18 protein-coding genes are annotated in these 17,346 nt (G+C 71.2%); 10 read left to right on the forward strand and 8 right to left on the reverse strand.

What is annotated here, in order from left to right; genetic code table 11:
* Positions 1-436: 436 nt before the first annotated feature.
* Both ACFV6D_RS10535 and ACFV6D_RS10540 read right to left on the reverse strand, forming a co-directional pair.
* Positions 437-1,405, reverse strand: coding sequence for a 2-hydroxy-3-oxopropionate reductase (locus ACFV6D_RS10535; protein WP_380559224.1), 969 nt, complete (start codon positions 1,403-1,405; stop codon positions 437-439).
* A 47-nt stretch (positions 1,406-1,452) separates the two neighbouring features.
* Positions 1,453-2,289, reverse strand: coding sequence for a TIM barrel protein (locus ACFV6D_RS10540; protein WP_380559206.1), 837 nt, complete (start codon positions 2,287-2,289; stop codon positions 1,453-1,455).
* Between the two features lie 234 nt (positions 2,290-2,523).
* Here ACFV6D_RS10540 and ACFV6D_RS10545 point away from each other — a divergent pair, with 234 nt between their 5' ends.
* The 7 genes from ACFV6D_RS10545 (at position 2,524) to ACFV6D_RS10575 (ending at position 8,525) form a co-directional block, all read left to right on the forward strand.
* On the forward strand, positions 2,524-2,769 hold the full coding sequence (locus ACFV6D_RS10545) for a thiamine-binding protein (protein WP_079136014.1): 246 nt from the start codon (positions 2,524-2,526) through the stop codon (positions 2,767-2,769).
* Positions 2,766-3,146: a helix-turn-helix domain-containing protein gene (locus ACFV6D_RS10550; protein WP_363579254.1), complete on the forward strand. Its 381-nt coding sequence runs from the start codon at positions 2,766-2,768 to the stop codon at positions 3,144-3,146. Before ACFV6D_RS10545 ends, ACFV6D_RS10550 begins: the two co-directional genes overlap by 4 nt.
* A 262-nt stretch (positions 3,147-3,408) precedes the next feature.
* A complete protein-coding gene (gene uraD / locus ACFV6D_RS10555) occupies positions 3,409-3,912 on the forward strand; it encodes a 2-oxo-4-hydroxy-4-carboxy-5-ureidoimidazoline decarboxylase (RefSeq protein ID WP_380423665.1) in 504 nt (167 codons plus the stop codon).
* A gap of 90 nt (positions 3,913-4,002) precedes the next feature.
* The gene (gene uraH, locus ACFV6D_RS10560) at positions 4,003-4,338 is read left to right on the forward strand and encodes a hydroxyisourate hydrolase (RefSeq protein ID WP_063350005.1); all 336 of its coding nucleotides are present in this window, start codon (positions 4,003-4,005) and stop codon (positions 4,336-4,338) included.
* 32 nt (positions 4,339-4,370) lie between these two features.
* Complete coding sequence (gene pucL / locus ACFV6D_RS10565) at positions 4,371-5,291, forward strand: factor-independent urate hydroxylase (protein WP_063350004.1); 921 nt, start codon at positions 4,371-4,373, stop codon at positions 5,289-5,291.
* Positions 5,292-5,592: 301 nt separating this feature from the next.
* Positions 5,593-7,071 (forward strand): nucleobase:cation symporter-2 family protein, encoded by a 1,479-nt coding sequence (locus ACFV6D_RS10570; RefSeq protein ID WP_380559208.1) that lies wholly within the window; start codon positions 5,593-5,595, stop codon positions 7,069-7,071.
* Between the two features lie 68 nt (positions 7,072-7,139).
* On the forward strand, positions 7,140-8,525 hold the full coding sequence (locus tag ACFV6D_RS10575) for an 8-oxoguanine deaminase (protein ID WP_380559210.1): 1,386 nt from the start codon (positions 7,140-7,142) through the stop codon (positions 8,523-8,525).
* Positions 8,526-8,814: 289 nt separating this feature from the next.
* Here ACFV6D_RS10575 and ACFV6D_RS10580 read toward each other — a convergent pair whose 3' ends face one another.
* Both ACFV6D_RS10580 and aceB read right to left on the reverse strand, forming a co-directional pair.
* On the reverse strand, positions 8,815-9,201 hold the full coding sequence (locus ACFV6D_RS10580; RefSeq protein ID WP_079136011.1) for a gamma-glutamylcyclotransferase: 387 nt from the start codon (positions 9,199-9,201) through the stop codon (positions 8,815-8,817).
* A 153-nt stretch (positions 9,202-9,354) separates the two neighbouring features.
* Positions 9,355-11,007 carry a malate synthase A gene (gene aceB, locus ACFV6D_RS10585; RefSeq protein WP_380559212.1) on the reverse strand — a complete coding sequence of 551 codons (1,653 nt, stop codon included), beginning with the start codon at positions 11,005-11,007 and terminating at the stop codon, positions 9,355-9,357.
* 188 nt (positions 11,008-11,195) lie between these two features.
* On the opposite strand from aceB, the gene ACFV6D_RS10590 reads away from it, so the two are divergent.
* The gene (locus tag ACFV6D_RS10590) at positions 11,196-11,993 is read left to right on the forward strand and encodes an IclR family transcriptional regulator (RefSeq protein WP_079136010.1); all 798 of its coding nucleotides are present in this window, start codon (positions 11,196-11,198) and stop codon (positions 11,991-11,993) included.
* 331 nt (positions 11,994-12,324) lie between these two features.
* Entirely contained in the window at positions 12,325-12,828 is a 504-nt protein-coding gene (locus ACFV6D_RS10595) for a hypothetical protein (protein WP_380559214.1), read from the forward strand.
* Positions 12,829-12,847: 19 nt separating this feature from the next.
* Here ACFV6D_RS10595 and ACFV6D_RS10600 read toward each other — a convergent pair whose 3' ends face one another.
* On the reverse strand, positions 12,848-13,111 hold the full coding sequence (locus ACFV6D_RS10600) for a hypothetical protein (protein ID WP_380559216.1): 264 nt from the start codon (positions 13,109-13,111) through the stop codon (positions 12,848-12,850).
* Between the two features lie 27 nt (positions 13,112-13,138).
* Positions 13,139-14,491 (reverse strand): esterase/lipase family protein, encoded by a 1,353-nt coding sequence (locus ACFV6D_RS10605; RefSeq protein ID WP_380559218.1) that lies wholly within the window; start codon positions 14,489-14,491, stop codon positions 13,139-13,141.
* Positions 14,492-14,700: 209 nt separating this feature from the next.
* On the opposite strand from ACFV6D_RS10605, the gene ACFV6D_RS10610 reads away from it, so the two are divergent.
* Positions 14,701-15,030: a MoaF N-terminal domain-containing protein gene (locus tag ACFV6D_RS10610; protein WP_063349998.1), complete on the forward strand. Its 330-nt coding sequence runs from the start codon at positions 14,701-14,703 to the stop codon at positions 15,028-15,030.
* Between the two features lie 100 nt (positions 15,031-15,130).
* Here the strand turns inward: ACFV6D_RS10610 and ACFV6D_RS10615 are convergent, their stop codons facing one another.
* Complete coding sequence (locus ACFV6D_RS10615; RefSeq protein ID WP_063349997.1) at positions 15,131-16,273, reverse strand: esterase family protein; 1,143 nt, start codon at positions 16,271-16,273, stop codon at positions 15,131-15,133.
* A 218-nt stretch (positions 16,274-16,491) separates the two neighbouring features.
* Complete coding sequence (locus ACFV6D_RS10620) at positions 16,492-17,112, reverse strand: TetR family transcriptional regulator (RefSeq protein ID WP_380340233.1); 621 nt, start codon at positions 17,110-17,112, stop codon at positions 16,492-16,494.
* Between the last annotated feature and the right edge of the window lie 234 nt (positions 17,113-17,346).

Consider the following 17,346-nt stretch of genomic DNA (forward strand, 5'->3'; position numbering starts at 1 on the left):
GTACGGGGTCTGGCGATGTTTCGACAGCCTGTGCCAAGCATGGGCCCGGGTGCACCTGGGGTGCGACCCCCCGTCAGGGGAAACGTCCCCGCTCGGGAGACTCGGGAGATACGCCCCCGGTCAGGAGATGCGCCTCCCGTCGGGAGGGTGCGACTCCCGTCGGGAGGTGCGGCCCCCTCCCCGCCGTTCCCCTCGTCCCGCTTCCGACGTGCGAGAGGCTCCCCTCGGCGGGGAGGGGGCCAGGCGAGGCGTACCGGCACGACCGAAGTGCCCCCGACAGGGGAGGTACGCATCACCGGCTGGATCGACCGGCGGGCGGGCGGATGAGCCCCGGTCCCGGCCGCCGGTCGGGTCTGGCCTCCTGGCGGCGCGGGCACGACCGGATGAGGTACACGCCACCAGGAGGAGTTCACGAAGGCCCGAGGAGCCCCGGGGCCTACTTGACCTCGCGGCCCGAGAGGCGCTCGACGCCGCGCAGCAGCGCCGAGTGGTCGAGCGAGCCGTCGCCGTTGGCGCGGGCGGAGGCGACCAACTGGGCCACCACGGCGCCGACCGGCAGCGCGGCGCCCACGGCGCGGGCGGCGTCGGTGACGATGCCCATGTCCTTGTGGTGCAGGTCGATCCGGAAGCCGGGGGCGAACTCGCGGCCGACCATGTTCGCCTTCTTGCGGTTCAGCACGGTCGAACCGGCCAGGCCGCCGCCGAGCACGTCCAGCGCGGCGGGCAGGTCGACGCCGGCGTTCTCCAGGAACACCACGGCCTCGGCGAGCACCTGGATGTTGACGGCGACGATCAGCTGGTTGGCGGCCTTGACGGTCTGGCCGGCGCCGGACGGGCCGACGTGGATGACCGTGGTGCCCAGGACGTCGAACAGCGGCTTGGCCTCGGCGAAGTCCTCGGCGGCACCGCCGACCATGATCGACAGCACCGCCTCGACGGCACCGGCCTCGCCACCGGAGACCGGGGCGTCCAGGGTGCGCACGCCCTTCTCCTTGGCGGCCGCCTCGACCTTTTGGGAGGTCTGCGGGGTGATCGAGGACATGTCGATCACGAGGGTGCCGGGCCTGACGTTCTCCAGCACGCCGCCCTCGCCCAGGACGGCCTGCTCGACGTGCGGGTCCGCCGGAACCATGGTGATGACGACCTCGGCGTCCTTCACCGCGTCCGCGATGCTGGTGGCGCCGTGGCCGCCGGCCGCGACCAGGGCGTCGATCTGCGGCTGGGTGAGGTTGTAGCCGGTGACGTGGTGGCCGGCCTTGACCAGGTTGGCGGCCATCGGGCTGCCCATGATGCCGAGGCCGATGAAGGCGATCTTGCGGCTCATCGCGTCGTTCCTTACGTCGTTCGTGGGGTGGGGAGGGTGGTGGGCCGGGCTTGCTCGGCGGCGTGTGGCCCGCCTACGCAGCGGTGCCGTGCCCGCTCACGCGGCGGCGGTGCCCGCCTACTCGGCGACTACTCGGCGGCGCGGTGCTCGCGCGGCAGCCACCCGAAGCTGTCGGCGCTGACGCCGGTGGAGGGCCGGTACTCCAGGCCGATCGGGCCGGTGTAGCCGGCGGCGGTGAGCCGGGCGAAGAGGTCCTCGAAGTCCAGCCCGCCGGTGCCGGGCTCGTTGCGGCCCGGGTTGTCGGCGATCTGCACGTGGCCGAACCGGTCGGCGTAGGCGTCGATGACGGCCGGCAGGTCCTCGCCGTTCCTGGCCAGGTGGTACAGGTCGCAGAGGAACTTCGCGTTGCCCAGGCCGGTGGCGGCGTTGACCTTGTCGACCACCTCGACCGCGGCGGCCGCGGAGACCAGCGGGTAGTCCGGGGACTCCGCCGTGTTGAGGGCCTCGATCAGCAGGATCGCACCGATCTCGTGCGCGGCCCCGGCGGCGAGCACCAGGTTCTCCAGCGCGAGGGCGTCCTGCTCGGTGGCCTCGACGCCTTCGATCCGGTTGCCGTACAGCGCGTTGAGCGCCTTGGCGCCGAGCGAGGCGGCAAGCCCCGCGGCGACCGGGACGTTGGCCCGGAAGCGGTCCTTCTCGGAGGGCACCGAGACGGTGCCGCGGACCCCGAGGGTGAGGTCGTCCAGGAAGTTGAGGCCGGTGAGCCGCACGCCCGCGTCGCCGAAGGCCTTGCGGAGGGTGTCCAGCTCGGCTTCAGGCGGGGTGGGCTCGGCGCCGAAGGGCCACCACAGCTCGGCGGCGGTGAAACCGGCGGCGGCGGCCGCGGCGGGACGCTCCAGCAGCGGCAGTTCGCCGAACAGGATCGACAGGTTGACCGTGAAGCTGTGCCGGGAAGCGGCCGTCACGTCACTCACCTCTCACTCTCTTCCGAGATCCGCAACTTCCACGATCCGGAAGAGGGATTCTGCTTGGTGGAAGCATCTCCGGCTCGGCGAGCAGGTGTCAAGACCGTCGCAACATTTTGTTGAAGAAGCCTGGACGCGAACCCGGAAACCCCCTCCCGCCGGCACCGCGACCGTCGGATCGACCGGCCCCCGCCCGCCCGCACCGGCGCTCGCTACAGTGAGCACGTGCGATTGATGGTGGAGTTCACGACAGAACCGTTCGAACTGGACACGTTCCCCGAGCACGCCGCGGCGGCCCGCCAGGTCGTCGACGAGGCCGGCCTGGCCGTCTCGGTCGGCCCCTTCGGGACCGGCGCCGAGGGCGAGGCCGACCAGGTGCTCGCCGCGGTGACCAAGCTGCTCCGGGAAACCCTGACCGCGGGCGCGACCCGGATCTCGGTCCAGGTCAGCGTGCTCGGCGAGGAGGGCGGTACGCCGTGACCGAGCACGTGGAACACCCGCTCGCCCTGGCGATCAAGCCGCTGCTGGACGCCGTCGGCGCGACGCCCGTCCGACTGGACGAGGCGAAGTCCGAGGACGTCGTCCTGGAGTGGGAGGGCACCCCGGCGCTCGCCGTCCGGCTGCCGCACCTGAGCAGTGCCCTGGACCGGCTGCTGGCCGAGATGGCCCGCCAGTTCGACGGCCGCCCGCTGGCCGAGCTGGATCGCGGGGAGAAGCAGCGGGTCGTCGCCCTCCTGGAGGAGCGCGGCGCCTTCACCGTCCGCCACGGGGTCGAGACGGTCGCCTCGGCACTCGGCGTCAGCCGGTTCACGGTGTACAACTACCTCAACCGCCAGGACGGCTCGAAGCCCTCCTGACCCTGGTCGACCCCCCGGTCGATTCCTCCAGCACTTCCGCCAGGACTTCCCCCTGACGGAAACCTTCCGAACGGACGGACCCCGCCGGCGCGGCCAGCCCGAACCAGCCCCCGGCGGGGCGCACTTGGCGAATCGCACACGAATCGCGCCGGCAACGGCGGCCGGTTCAAAACGTAACCACCAACCGTTCAACAAAGTGTTGACGGCCGGGTGGGGTGGATCTAGCTTGTGCGGGTGGCACCACTCTTCAGGAGGTCCACCCGTGACCAACCACCCCCACACCCTTGACGCCTTGGCCGCGGCCGACGCCGCGGACCTGGAAGCCGTCCTGCTGGAGGTCTGCTCCAGCCCCCACTGGGCCGCCGACGTCGCGCGGGCCAGGCCCTGGCCCGACCGGGAGTCCCTGCTCACCGCCAACGCGGCGGCCATGGCCGGACTGACGGTCGCCGACCTGCACGACGCGATGGCCGGCCACGCCCGGATCGGCAAGCCCAAGACCGGCGACGCCAGCTCGCAGCGGGAGCAGGCCGGCATCCAGGGCGCGGACCGAGCCCTCCTCGACGAACTGCACGAGGCCAACGCCGCCTACGAGGCCAAGTTCGGCCACGTGTTCCTGATCTGCGCGACCGGCCGCACCGCGGCCACCATGCTCGCCGCCCTGCGCGAGCGCCACCCCAACGACGCCGCCACCGAGGCGGAGATCGTCCGGGGCGAACTGCGCAAGATCAACGACATTCGGCTCAATCGCCTGCTCGACGCATCCTGACGGGCCCTGGCGAACCCTGACAGATCCTGACGGATCGTTAGAATCTGCTGACGAATGATCACCTCTGCCATCAGTAAGGTCACTTCACCCATGACTGGCATCTCCACCCACGTGCTCGACACCAGCCTCGGCCGCCCGGCCGAGGGCGTCCCGGTCGAGCTCGCACTGCACACCGAGGGTGGCTGGCAGGTGCTCGGCACCTCCGCCACGGACTCCGACGGCCGGGCCAAGGACCTGCCGGCCGTGGAGGCGGGCTCGGTCGTCCGGCTGCTCTTCGACACCCGCGCCTACCACGCGCTCAAGTCCGCGGAGCCGCCGTTCTTCCCCGAGGTCTCGATCGTCTTCACGGTCGCGCCCGCGCAGCACCACTACCACGTGCCGCTGCTGCTCAACCCGTTCGGATACTCGGTCTACCGCGGAAGCTAGTAGACCGACCTGGAAGCCCTAGGAGCCACGTCATGGCCCACGTGCTCGGTCAGAACCAGTACGGCAAGGCGGAGAACCGCATCGTGCGGGTCTACCGCGACTCCACCCGGCACGAGATCAAGGACCTGAACGTCTCGGTCTCCCTCCGGGGCGAGTTCGAGGACGTCCACCTCACCGGGTCGAACGCCAACTGCCTCCCCACCGACACCACCAAGAACACCGTGTACGCCTTCGCCAAGGAGCACGGGATCGAGTCGGCCGAGGCCTTCGGCATCATCCTGGCCCGCCACTTCGTCGACGACACCGAGCGCGGCGTCGTGCACAGCGCCCGGATCCGGATCGAGGAGTACGCCTGGGACCGGATCAAGACGCCGGACAACTCGGCCCGCTTCATCGGCTCGGAGGAGGTCGGCCACTCCTTCGTCCGCAACGGCCAGGAGACCCGCACCACCGAGATCGTCTACGACGGCGAGACCGTCCAGGTCGTCTCCGGCCTCAAGGACCTCATCGTCATGAACTCCACCAACTCGGAGTTCTGGGGCTACATCAAGGACAAGTACACCACCCTGCAAGAGGCGTACGACCGCATCCTCGCCACCCAGGTCACTGCTCGCTGGAAGTACGGCTACGACGGCCGGGACGACCAGGCCCAGCCCAACTGGAACCGCTCCTACACCCACGTGCGGCGGCACCTGCTGGAGGCCTTCGCCGAGACCTACTCCTACTCGCTGCAGCAGACCCTGCACTCGATGGGCACCCGGGTCCTCAACAACCGCGCCGAGGTCGACGAAGTCCGCCTGGAGCTGCCCAACAAGCACCACTTCCTCGTCGACCTGGAGCCCTTCGGCCTTAAGAACGACAACGAGGTCTACTACGCCGCCGACCGGATGTACGGCCTCATCGAGGGCACCGTGCACCGCGAGGGCGTCGTCCCGGTCATCCCCGTCGCCTGACCGCCCCACCCCCATGGACACCGCCCGGAATCGCCGCACCCGCCGGCCCCCGAACGCCGGCCGCGTCCGGGCGGGCCGCAGTACCCGCACCACCAGCCCCACCAGCATGATCTGCCCCACCAGCGCCACCCGTTCCACCAGTTTCTCCACCCCCACCCACCGGAGTTCGTGTCTGCCTCGCGGCGGCCGGCCCGGGGCACTGGAGAAGCGCCCCGAGGGACTCCTGCACCGCCGTCCCGCCCTCGGGGCAGCTCCAGCGCCGCGGGCGCGCCGGGAGTCACGGGCACAAGAGGGGCTCGACATGGCACCCAGCGACACCAGCAGTAAAGACGGCGGTTCCACCCCGGAAAGAACCCCTGGCCCGGACGGCACGTCGGCACACCTCCCCGGTGAGCCGTCCGGGCCCGGAACCCACCCCGTGGACGAGTTGCTGCCCCCGGTGAAGCTCTTCTCCACCGGACTCCAGCACGTCGCCGCGATGTACGCGGGGGTCGTCGCACCCCCGCTCATCGTCGGCGCCGGCGTCGGGCTCTCCCCCGCCGAACTCGCCCTGCTCATATCGGCCAGCCTGTTCACCGCCGGACTGGCCACCCTGCTCCAGACCCTCGGCATCTGGAAGATCGGCGCGCGACTGCCGTTCGTCAACGGCGTCTCCTTCGCGGGAGTCGCGCCCATGATCGCCATAGCCAAGGGCTCCATCGAAAGAACGGGGGGCCCGAAGGACGCCCTCCCGGTGATCTTCGGAGCGGTGATCGTCGCGGGGATCCTGTGCTTCCTCGCGGCACCGTACTTCTGCAAGCTCATCCGGTTCTTCCCCCCGGTCGTCCAGGGCACCGTGATCACCCTCATCGGGGTGTCCCTGCTTCCGGTGGCGGTCAACTGGGCGCGCGGCGGCTCGCCGGGCGCCCCCGGATACGGCTCCATGCGGGCCGTCGGGCTCGCCGCGATCACCCTCGTCGCGGTGGTGCTCTGCAACCGGCTGCTGCGCGGCTTCTGGCAGCAGCTCTCGTTGCTCATCGGCCTGGCGCTCGGCACCCTGATCGCCTTCCCGCTGGGCCTGGCCGACTTCGGCGCGGTCAAGGACGCGAAGGTCTTCGCGCTCCCCTCCCCGTTCCACTTCGGCGCGCCCGTCTTCGACGCCGCCGCGATCGTCTCGATGTGCATCGTCATGGTGGTCGCCATGACCGAGTCCACCGCCGACATGCTCGCCCTGGGCAAGATCGTCGAGCGCGAGGCCGACGAACCCACGCTCGCCGCCGGCCTGCGGGCCGACGGACTGGCCACCGCGCTCAGCCCCGTCTTCAACGGCTTCGCCGCCAGTGCCTTCGCCCAGAACATCGGGCTGGTGGCGCTGACCAGGATCCGCAGCCGCTTCGTGGTCGCGGCCGGCGGCGGCATCCTGATCCTGCTCGGGCTCTTCCCCGTGCTCGGATCGCTCGTCTCCCTGGTACCGCAGCCCGTCCTGGGCGGCGCCGGGATCGTGCTCTTCGGCACCGTCGCGGCGAGTGGCATCCGCACCCTCGCGGAGGCTGGGATGGAATCCAGCTCGAACACCATCCTGGTGTCCGTGTCACTCGGCGTCGGCATCATCCCCATCGCGGTGCCGACCTTCTACGACTCCTTCCCGGAGGCCGTCCGGACCCTGATGCACTCCGGGATCTCGGCCGGCTGCGTGATGGCCGTCCTGCTCAACCTGCTCTTCCACCACGTCGGAGCCGCCCGCCGGACCAGAACCGGCCAGGCCTCCGGCGCGACGGTGCCGACGGCGACACCGTCCTGACCGACCCGGGAGGGGTACACGCCGCGCGGCGCACGCCCCTCCCGGCCCTCCCCCATAGGAGTGACACCATGGCAGTCCAGCCCCCACCCGCCGACCAGCGGATCGTCATCGAGAACGTCGCGATCGCCACCGTCGACGCCGACAACACCGAGTACGCCCGCGGCCACGTGGTCATCCTCGGCAACACGATCGAGTCGGTCGGCGACGGACCCGCCCCACAGTGGCTGGACAACGTGGTGCGCCGGATCAACGGCGAGGGCCACCTGATCACCCCCGGCCTGGTCAACACCCACCACCACTTCTACCAGTGGATCACCCGCGGCCTCGCCCAGGACGACATCCTCTTCGACTGGCTCGTCGCCCTCTACCCGGCCTGGGCCCGGATCGACGAGAAACTCGTCCACGCCGCCAGCCAGGGCTCCGCCGCCGCCCTCCTCAAGTCCGGCTGCACCACCGCCTCCGACCACCACTACGTCTTCCCCAAGGACGGCGGCGACGTCCTCGGCGCCTCCATCGAGGCCGTCCAGGAGCTCGGCCTGCGGTTCACCGCGCTGCGCGGCTCCATGGACCGCAGCAAGAAGGACGGCGGCCTCCCGCCGGACCACGCGGTCGAGGAGCTCGACGACATCCTCACCGCCTCCGAGGCCGCCGTGGACACCTACCACGACTCCTCCTTCGGCTCGATGCTGCACATCGCCATCGCGCCCTGCTCGCCGTTCTCGGTCTCCACCGACCTGCTCCGCCGGTCCGCCGAACTCGCCCGCCGCAAGGGCGTCCGGCTGCACACCCACGGCTCGGAGACCGCCGAGGAGGAGCAGTTCTGCAAGGAACTGTTCGGCATGGGCCCGACCGACTACTTCGAGTCCGTCGGCTGGCTCGGCGAGGACGTCTGGATGGCGCACTGCGTCCACATGAACGACTCCGACATCGCCAAGTTCGCCGAGACCGGCACCGGCGTGGCCCACTGCCCCTCCTCCAACGCCCGGCTGGCCGCCGGGATCGCCCGCGTCCCCGACATGCTCAGGGCCGGCGTCCCGGTCGGCCTCGGTGTCGACGGCACCGCCTCCAACGAGTCCGGCGAACTCGGCACCGAGCTGCGCAACGCCCTGCTGATCAACCGTCTGCACGGCTCCCCGACCGCCCTCACCGGCCGCCAGGCGCTGCGGCTGGGCACCATGGGCGGCGCCCGGGTGCTTGGCCGCCAGGACGAGATCGGCTCGATCGAGGTCGGCAAGCTCGCCGACCTGGCGCTGTGGAAGATCGACGGCGTCCTGCACTCCTCCATCGCCGACCCGGTCGCCGCCCTCACCTTCGGCGCCCTGCCGCCGCTGGCCGTGCTGTTCGTCAACGGCAACGCCGTCGTCGAGAAGGGCCAGCTGACCACCGTCAACGAGGACCGGATCGCCCGCGCCTGCGCCCGTGCCGCCAAGGAGCTCGCCGCCCGGCCGCTCTGACGCCCCGCCGCTGCTCCTCCACCCCTGAACTCCGGGCCGCCCAGGGACGGTGCGTGACCCGGACTCCGCAACCCGGCCTTCCCGGCGGCGCGCGGACCGCAGCCCCGGACCCACGGCGAGGGTCCGGGGCTGCGGCGTGCCCGGGGGTGGGTGACGAGTGACGGATAACAGCGAACAGATAACAGATGACGAAAGTTGTCATCTGTTATCTGTTCGCTGAAATCTGTTCGTCGTGATCCGTTCGCCGTGATGCGTCCGCCGTATTGCGTCCGCTGCTACGCGCCCGGTCTCAGGCGGTGCGCCCGAGCGAGCCGAGGTAGGCGCGCCAGCCGCCGTGGTGGGTGATCTCGCGGTGCACCCCCCGCTCCACCTCACCCCGGGCGAGCAGCATCGACAGGCAGGCGGAGCCGTCGTCGAGCTCGATGACGCCGAGCTCCAACTCCCGCGGCTCACCGGGGAGGATGACGTCACGCAGGTGCTCCAGGGTGATCTCGTAGAGCTCGCCCTCGATGGCCGTGTCGACCGCCGGATCGGCGAGCAGGCCCGGGCAGACGTCGTCGATCGAGAAGAAGCGGTAACCGGGGGCCGTCCGGGCCGGGCCGATCAGCGAGTCGGCGACCTTGGCGTGGAACGGTCCGCCGACCATGGCCTGGCCGTTGAAGAAGATGCGGGGCACGGTTGAACTCCTTACCGGGTACCGGGAAAAGGCCGTTCCGCACGGCGACGAGAGGACAGGTGGAATCGTCGCCGTACGGAACGGAGCAATGGGCTGGCGGGACTGCTACAGCCTGGCAGGCGGCAGCGGCGGCGCCGGCGGATAGATTGGGGCTCAGCCCAGCAGGGGAAGCGCGGGGAGGGTCAGGAAGTCCGCGAACTCCTCAGCCAGGGCGACCTGTTCGAAGAGCTGGGCGGCCTCGCGCCAGCGGCCGCCGGCGTAGGCGTCCGCACCCAGCTCGGCCAGGAGTTCGGCCAACTCCGCGGCGACCAGGGCGCGGACGAGGTCCGCGGTGGCCTTCTCGCCGGTGTCGGACAGGACGACGCCGTTGTGGATCCACTGCCAGATCTGCGAGCGGGAGATCTCGGCGGTGGCGGCGTCCTCCATCATGTTGAAGATGCCGACCGCGCCGAGGCCGCGCAGCCAGGCCTCGATGTAGCGGATGCCGACCTGGACGGCGTTGTGCAGCCCCGCGCGGGTGCAGGTGCCGTCGGCGCCGGCGATGTCGAGCAGCTGGGTCGCGGTGACCGGCTCGGAGGGCCCGGGGTCGTCCTTCTGGTGGGGGCGCTCGCCGAGCACCGCGTCGAAGGAGGCGCGGGCGACCGGCACCAGGTCCGGGTGGGCGACCCAGGAGCCGTCGAAGCCGTTGCCGGCCTCGCGGTCCTTGTCCGCCTTGACCTTCTCCAGGGCGGCGGCGTTGACCTCCGGGTCCCTGCGGCTGGGGATGAACGCGGCCATGCCGCCGATCGCGTGGGCACCACGCTTGTGGCAGGTCTGCACCAGCAGGCGGGTGTAGGCGGCCATGAACGGCGAGGCCATGGTGACGCTGTTGCGGTCCGGCAGGATGTACTGCTCGCCGGCGTCGCGGAAGTTCTTGACGATCGAGAACAGGTAGTCCCAGCGCCCGGCGTTGAGGCCGGCCGCGTGGTCGCGCAGCTCGTAGAGGATCTCGTCCATCTCGAACGCGGCGGTGATGGTCTCGATCAGCACGGTGGCGCGGACGGTGCCGTACGGGATGCCGAGCGCGGCCTGGGCGTGGGTGAACACGTCGTTCCAGAGCCGGGCTTCGAGGTGGCTCTCGGTCTTCGGCAGGTAGAAGTACGGGCCGGAGTTGGGGTCCTCGGCGCCCTTGGCGAGCAGCCGGGCGGCGTTGTGGAAGAAGTACAGGCCGAAGTCGAGGAAGGCTCCGGCGACCGGGGTGCCGTCGACGAGCAGGTGGTTCTCGTCCAGGTGCCAGCCGCGCGGGCGGACCACGACGGTGGCGAGTTCGGCGGCGGGCTTGAGGGCGTACGCCTTTCCGGCGGGGGTGGTGAAGTCGATCCGGCCCTCGAAGGCGTCGATCAGGTTGATCTGGCCGCTGACCACGTTCTCCCAGGTCGGGGAGGTGGCGTCCTCGAAGTCGGCGAGCCAGATCCGCGCGCCGGAGTTGAGGGCGTTGATGACCATCTTGCGGTCGGTGGGGCCGGTGATCTCGACCCGGCGGTCCTGGAGGGCGCGGGGCGCCTCGGCGACCTTCCAGTCGCCGGCCCGGACGTCGGCGGTGTCGGGGAGGAAGTCCAGCGTGCCGGCCCTGGCGATCTCCGCCCGGCGGGCCTTCCGCCCGGCCAGGAGCTCCTGTCGGCGCCCTTCGAAAGCGCGATGGAGGCCGACGACGAAGGCGACCGCCTCCGGAGTGAGCACCTCCTCCGCCCGGTGAACGCGCGGACCGGCGACAGTGACGACCGGAGCAGCGGGGGAGGCGCCGACGGGTCCCTGTTCTGTAGCCATGGGCAGGACACTCCTAAGCGGTTGAGCCTGGCGGAGGGAGCTCCGGTGGGAACTTCCTTGATCGGAACCCGCCTGTCGGCGAGTTCGATTCTGTAAGGTGGAGACTAGTTTCCGCGATACAGAATTTCAACGGTTTGTTGATGTGATCGCCGGGACTCTACTCCTCCCCGACAGCGAAGGGAACGCCGGTGGTTTCGACCCCCGACACAGCACCGACGACCAGCACGGACCGCGCGACCGGCGGTGTGCAGTCCGTCGAGCGCGCCTTCCAACTCCTGGAGGCGCTGGCCGACTCCGGCGGCGTGGCCACGCTCAGCGAACTCTCCGCCAGCTCCGGCCTGCCGATGCCGACCATCCACCGCCTGGTTCGTACCCTCGTCCAGCAGGGCTATGTACGCCAGGACACCGCGCGTCGCTACACCCTCGGCCCGCGGCTGATCCGCCTCGGCGAGACGGCCGGCCGACTGCTCGGCAGCTGGGCCCGCCCCTACCTGGCCGAACTCATGGAGGCCACCGGCGAGACCGCCAACCTGGCGGTGCTGGAGGGCGGCGAGGTGGTGTACGTCGGGCAGGTGCAGTCGCGGCGCTCGATGCGGATGTTCACCGAGGTCGGCCGACGGGTGCAGCCGCACTGCACGGGCGTCGGCAAGGCGCTGCTCGCCCAGCTCCCCGAGGACGAGGCGCGCGCCATCCTGGGCCCCAACCCGCTGCCCGCACACACCGAGTACACCGTCACCGACCCGCAGGAGCTGCTGCACCAGCTCGCCGAGGCGCGTGAGCGCGGCTACGTGGTCGACGACCAGGAGCAGGAGATCGGCGTCCGCTGCATCGCGCTCGCCGTACCGGGCGCACCGACGCCCACCGCCCTGTCGGTGTCCGGCCCGGAGGCCCGTATCCGGGCCCTGGAGGAGCAGACCGGCGCGTCCTCGCTGGTGCCGGTGATGCACCACATCGCGACCCGGCTGGGGCAGGTCCTCGCGCCCTGACCCATCGTCAGCACCCGTTTCACGCACGGGAAGTCGGTCCCGCCGACTTCCCGTGCGCGTGTTCCCCCGTTCGAGCGGACGCCGAGCGGGTTGCACCGGGCCCCGGCGCAGGCTCCGCCACCCTGGTGCGGACGCGGCCCGCAACGGCGCGGGCGGCCGGAGCACAGGGACAGGGTGGACGACGATGACGTACAGGCGTTCGGCAGCGCGAGGCGGGTCCAATCAAGGCGGGCCCGGGCAGGGCGGGTCCAACCAGGGCGGGCGTGGGCAGGGCGGGTCCGGGCAGGGCGGCAGGCTCTGCGGATTCCGCGCGGCCTCGCTGGTCGCGGCCGTGGCGGCCGGCTGTTCGGTGGCGACGCTGGCCGCCGGCCCGTCCTGGGCGCTGCGGCGGCCCGAGCCCCGGCCGGCGGTGGATACGGCAGCCCCCGCGGCGTCCCGCTCCGATCTGGAGGTGGTCCGGCTCGACCCGGACGCCGCCCCGCCCGGCGGCACCACCACCATCCACGCCTTCATCGCCAACCGCGGCCCGGACACCACCGCCGCACCGTTCACCGTGCTGGTGACGCTGCCACCCGGGGTCACCCCCGAGGGCCCGTACTACCCGGAGGACTGCGAGGTGCGGCTCAACGGCCGACAGGTGCGCTGTGTCTTCCCAGCCGGACTGTCCCCGCTGCGCAGCGCGACCGCACTGGTGCCGGTGAGGTTGTCCCCTGACCTGCCGATCGGCAGGCTCACCGGCGGCTCGGTCGCGGTGCGCGACGTGGACGACCCGGACGAGGGGAACAACCGGCAGCCGTTCGACATCACGGTGGTCGAGACGGCTCCCGGTTCCTGACCCGAAAGACCCGAAGGCCCTACCGGTACACGCGGACGTAGTCGGCGGCGAAGGTGATCCGGGCGGTGCCCTGCGGCGCCGGGTGGTACTTCCCCGCGCCGACCGGCAGGTCGAGGATCAGGTACGCCGACCAGTTGGCGCCGACGCCCTTGCCGTCCGAGAACACCTTGGCGCTCGCGTCGGTGTAGTACCTGGGGTTGCCGGGGCTGACGTGGTTGGTCGGCTCCAGCAGGTTCGGGTTGTCGGGGTGGTACTCGAAGGAGTCGACCTCCCCGTTGTCCACGGGTCCACGGGTCCACGGGCCCACGGGTCAAGCGAGCCAGTTGTCGACCTGGCTCTCGGCCTCCGGTGCCCAGGCGAGTTCCAGGTGGTTGAGGCCGGTGAGCAACCGGGTGCCGCCGATCGTCGCGATGCCGGTGGTGTCCAGCGCGCTCGCGGTGAACACGATGCCGTCGCTGGGCCCCCGGTTCTCGTTGAGCACGCCCGGGATGTCGGCGGACCCGCCCGCGAGCAGGTAGGTGCGCACCGACGCCGGGACGCCCGCCTGTTGCAGCGGCGCGATCAGCGAACCGGCGTCGATCGCCGCCTGGATGCCCTGGCCGGAGGTGTAGAAGCCCTGGCCGCCGTAGTAGGTGGTCCACCAGTCCTGGGCGGTACCGTCCACCCCGTACCGGCCGTCCCAGCGGGCGAGCAGCTGGCGCTGGCCCGGGTAGCAGTCGTAGCCGCCGGTGGGCAGCACGCCGAGGCAGGGCTGCGCGGTGTACGTGCCGTAGCAGGTCATGTACAGGTGCGGGGACGGCGCGTTGGCGGTGCCGCCGCAGGCCGGCCAGCTCGCGAGGTCGAACGACCAGCCGTGCGCGTACACGTAGTCGAGCCCGCCGTTCGGGCCGCCGAGGGTGATCAGGCGGCGCACGTCGCCCGCGTAGGCCCGCCCCCAGGACGGGCGCACCGAGGACACGTACGCCCGGGCGGCGACCTCGCCCTTGCTCCACGCCACCACGTCCACCTGGGGGACGCCGAGGCGGGCCCGGATCAGCGAGACGGCGTCGCCGACAGCCTGCGCCTGGAGCAGGTTGTCGCCCTGCTTGTGGGCGAAACCGATGGCGAACACCCGGTGGCCGGTGCCGGCGAGGTACTGGGCGAGGCCGGTGGACGGGCAGGCGGAGGCACCGCAGGTGCCGCTCTCCCCCGGGTTCGCCCAGGCGCGGTCGGCGTTGTCGTTGGCGCCGTGGACCAGCAGCACGGGAGTCGGGCGGCTGCCGGTGTCCCAGCCGGTCGCCGAGTACAGCAGGAAGCGGCTGGAGGAGGGCTGGCCGGTGCCGCCGAAGTACGTCCGGCGGGCGCCATCCTGGTCGCCACGGCCGTCGGCCGGGTACTGCTCGGTGCGAAAGCCGGGGGTGGTGTCGAGGTAGCGCTCGACCTTGGCCCAGCCGTTGCCGGGGGCGGGGAAGGCGGCTTCGAGGGTGAGCGGGGCGGTGACCGCCTGGGCGGCGGTCTGGGCAGTGGCGGTCCGGGCGGCGGCGGCCTGGGCGGCGTCGGCCTCGGCGGGGGTGGGGGTGCCGAGGAGCAGCGCGGCGAGGGTGAGCAGGAGGGCGGACAGCCCGGCAGGGGTGCGTCTGATGGCGGTGGGAATGTGCCGCACGGGAGTGGGGGTGCGTCTCATAGGGGTGGACGGTAGGACCGGCCGTCGGCGGGCGCCCAGGTGCCGGTCGCACACCCCGCAGGCCTGCGCGGTGGCGGCCGGTGCCGTGGCGCACCGCCCACGGGTGCGCCCACCCGGCTCACCGGGTCGGATAAATTGGAGCTCCGACATCTTCCGCAGTGCACAAGACCGCCGTGCACGGCCTCACAGGAACGAGGTACCGCCCCACCATGACCGCGCCCCTGCCCGCCTTCGCCGGCCGCACCTACCTCTTCCGGGCCGACAACGGAGCGGCCTTCCGCAACACCTACTCGGCCGACGGCAGGCGGCTGCGCTGGGAGGGCCTCGGCGAGTCGGCGGGCCAGTGGGAGGACGTGCGGCTGCACGTCGCCGAGGTGGCGCCGGAGATCTACTTCATCAGCTGGACCGAGGAGAGCGGGATCACCGTCAGCCACGTGATGGACCTCGGCCGGCTGACGGTGCGCGCCTTCTGGACGTACGAGGGCGAGGGCGGCCGCGTCGGCGAGCTGCACACCGGGACGCTGGAGCGGGTGGCCTGAGCCTCGCCGCTCCCGCGCCCCTCGCTGTCCGCCGGCTCACTCAAACCGTCTGAGCAGACGCTCAGACGGCCTGCTCAGGCGGTTCGCTCAGGCGGTCTGCTCAGGCGGTCTGGTTCGGGACCTTGAGGTGCTGGGACAGCCACTCCAGCGAGGACGGCAGCAGCGCGCTCCAGGTCTCGAAGTTGTGGCCGCCGTTCTCCAGCATGCTGTAGGAGACCTTCATCGGGGACTGCGCGGCGTCGACGAAGGCCTCGGTGTCGTGCCGGTAGTCGCCGTCGCCCTTCTTGGTGCCGGCCAGCAGCACGGACACCTTGGGCTGCGGCAGGTTCTTCAACCGCCACATCAGGTTGGCCTCGTCACGACGCTGCTTGCTGCCGCCGAACAGGTCGCCCGTGGTCGGGTCGTCGGCGGCGTCGTAGTAGGCGGAGAGCGCGACGGCGGTCGGAAAGACGTCCGGGTGGCGCATGGCCAGCTTGAGGGCGCAGTAGCCGCCGGTCGAGTTGCCCATGAAGGCCCAGGCCTGCGGGTCGGAGGAGACCCGGAAGCTCGCCTGGATCGCTGAGGGGACGTCCTTGGTGAAGTACGTGTCGGACTGCGCGCCGCCCGGGATGTCCTCGCACTCGGTGTCCTGCGGCAGGGCCGGCGAGGGGCGCATCAGCACCATGACGGTCGGCTGCATCTTGCCGTCCTGGAGCAACTTGAGCGCTGCGCCAGGGTAGTTGAACCGGGTGATCAGGTTCTCGGCGATCCCGGGGAAGCCGGTGCTGACGATCACCGCCGGGAACTGCCGCTGTGCGTACTCCGGTTGGAAGTACTGCGGCGGCAGGAAGACGTACCCTTCGGTGGACAGCCGGCTGGCCGCGCCGTCGATCCGCACCTTGCGGATCTCGCCGGACTGGCTGGGCTCGCGACCCATCGCGCCGCCGCCCTTGACGGAGGCGTGGCCGATCGTCTCCACGAGCAGCCGGCCGGACGCGTCCGCCTTGTTGTGGATCACCACCGGGCCGGTGTCACCGGTGCCCAGCAGGTCGCCCCAACTGCTGTAGAAGGCGAAGTAGTTGTTCGCCACCAGGCCGAGCGCGGCCAGCACCGCGAGCTGGGTGGCGAGCAGTGCGCCGATCCGGCCGAGCACCGCCTGCCAGGTCTGCTTGGCGAGTCTTGGCCACAGCCAGACCGTGCCGGCCGTCATCACGACAGCGATCAATACGGCCAGCGCCAACACCTTGTGGCTCGTCAGACCCATGTCCTACTTGCTCCCACGCCTCGAACTCCCCGCCCCCTCCGTCCAGGACATCCGAGGTGGTCACCCCGGTTCCCCCACCGGGGCGCGCGATCACCCACCCTAACGGGGCCTGGGAGGAGGAACGGGTGACAGATGACAGCCGACAGATAACAGATAACAGATAACAGATAACGAAATCTGTCAGCTGTTATCTGTTATCTGTTCGCGGCCTGACGGGCTCAGCCCTCCCGCCCGTAGAGCCGCAGCCCCGCCGTGAGTTCGCGCATGCAGCGCGCACCGAGCTCCCGCGGGGAGCCCGGGCCGACCGTGGGCGCGTCCGAGGCGGCCCATTCCTCCAGCGCGACCCGGATCGCGGCCGTCGCCGCAGCGGCGGCCAGTCGGATCTCCAGCGGGTCGGTGCCACCCGGACAGCGGGCCGCGAGGACCGTCCGCAGCCGCTCCTCGGAGTCGGCGTGGACGCGCTGCCACGTGCCGTCGAGGCGCGGGTCGCGCAGCAGGCTTCGAGTCCACTCCATCGCCTCGACCGCCTCGCCGTCGGGCGGGGTCAGCGAGGCGACCGCCGAGCGCTCCAGCGCCTCGCGCAGCGGCAGATCGGCCGGGGCCTCGGCGAGCTGGTCGACCCAGCGGCGCCCGCCGGCCGCCAGCAGTGGCGCGACGGCGTCCTCCTTGACGGAGAAGTACCGGTAGAAGGTGCGCAGCGAGATGCCCGCCGCGAGGGCGATCTCCTCGGCGGTGGTCGCCTCGGCCCCGCGCTCGGCGAAGAGCGCGGCGGCGGTGCGGGCGATGTCCAGCCGGGTGGCGTCGCGGCGGCGCTGATTCAGGGTGGGGCGTCCGGTCACAGGGTCAGCGTACGCGGGCCGGTGCCACTGTGGCGCGGTGCGCCGAAGTGACACTCAGAGGACTTATTGGCACGTTATGCCATGAAGGCGTACCGTGCCTCTTGAGGTCGAGAGGCCACGAACGAACGGAGTACCACCAGTGCGACACGAAGTCGCTTCGCCCAAGCAGACGACCTGCAAGAGGAAGGAGTGAACAGGTAGGCCGTCTCGGACCAGTGTCCAGGGTCCGTCCCC

The organism is Kitasatospora sp. NPDC059812 (assembly GCF_042732075.1).
Taxonomy (GTDB): Bacteria; Actinomycetota; Actinomycetes; order Streptomycetales; family Streptomycetaceae; genus Kitasatospora.

Bases quoted from the DNA above. Each gene is read 5' to 3' on its own strand.
- ACFV6D_RS10545 (WP_079136014.1), top strand. From the start codon at position 2,524: ATGGTGGAGTTCACGACAGAACCGTTCGAACTGGACACGTTCCCCGAG.
- uraH (WP_063350005.1), top strand. From the start codon at position 4,003: ATGACTGGCATCTCCACCCACGTGCTCGACACCAGCCTCGGCCGCCCG.
- pucL (WP_063350004.1), top strand. From the start codon at position 4,371: ATGGCCCACGTGCTCGGTCAGAACCAGTACGGCAAGGCGGAGAACCGC.
- ACFV6D_RS10570 (WP_380559208.1), top strand. From the start codon at position 5,593: ATGGCACCCAGCGACACCAGCAGTAAAGACGGCGGTTCCACCCCGGAA.
- ACFV6D_RS10575 (WP_380559210.1), top strand. From the start codon at position 7,140: ATGGCAGTCCAGCCCCCACCCGCCGACCAGCGGATCGTCATCGAGAAC.
- aceB (WP_380559212.1), bottom strand. From the start codon at position 11,007: ATGGCTACAGAACAGGGACCCGTCGGCGCCTCCCCCGCTGCTCCGGTC.
- ACFV6D_RS10605 (WP_380559218.1), bottom strand. From the start codon at position 14,491: ATGAGACGCACCCCCACTCCCGTGCGGCACATTCCCACCGCCATCAGA.
- ACFV6D_RS10610 (WP_063349998.1), top strand. From the start codon at position 14,701: ATGACCGCGCCCCTGCCCGCCTTCGCCGGCCGCACCTACCTCTTCCGG.
- ACFV6D_RS10615 (WP_063349997.1), bottom strand. From the start codon at position 16,273: ATGGGTCTGACGAGCCACAAGGTGTTGGCGCTGGCCGTATTGATCGCT.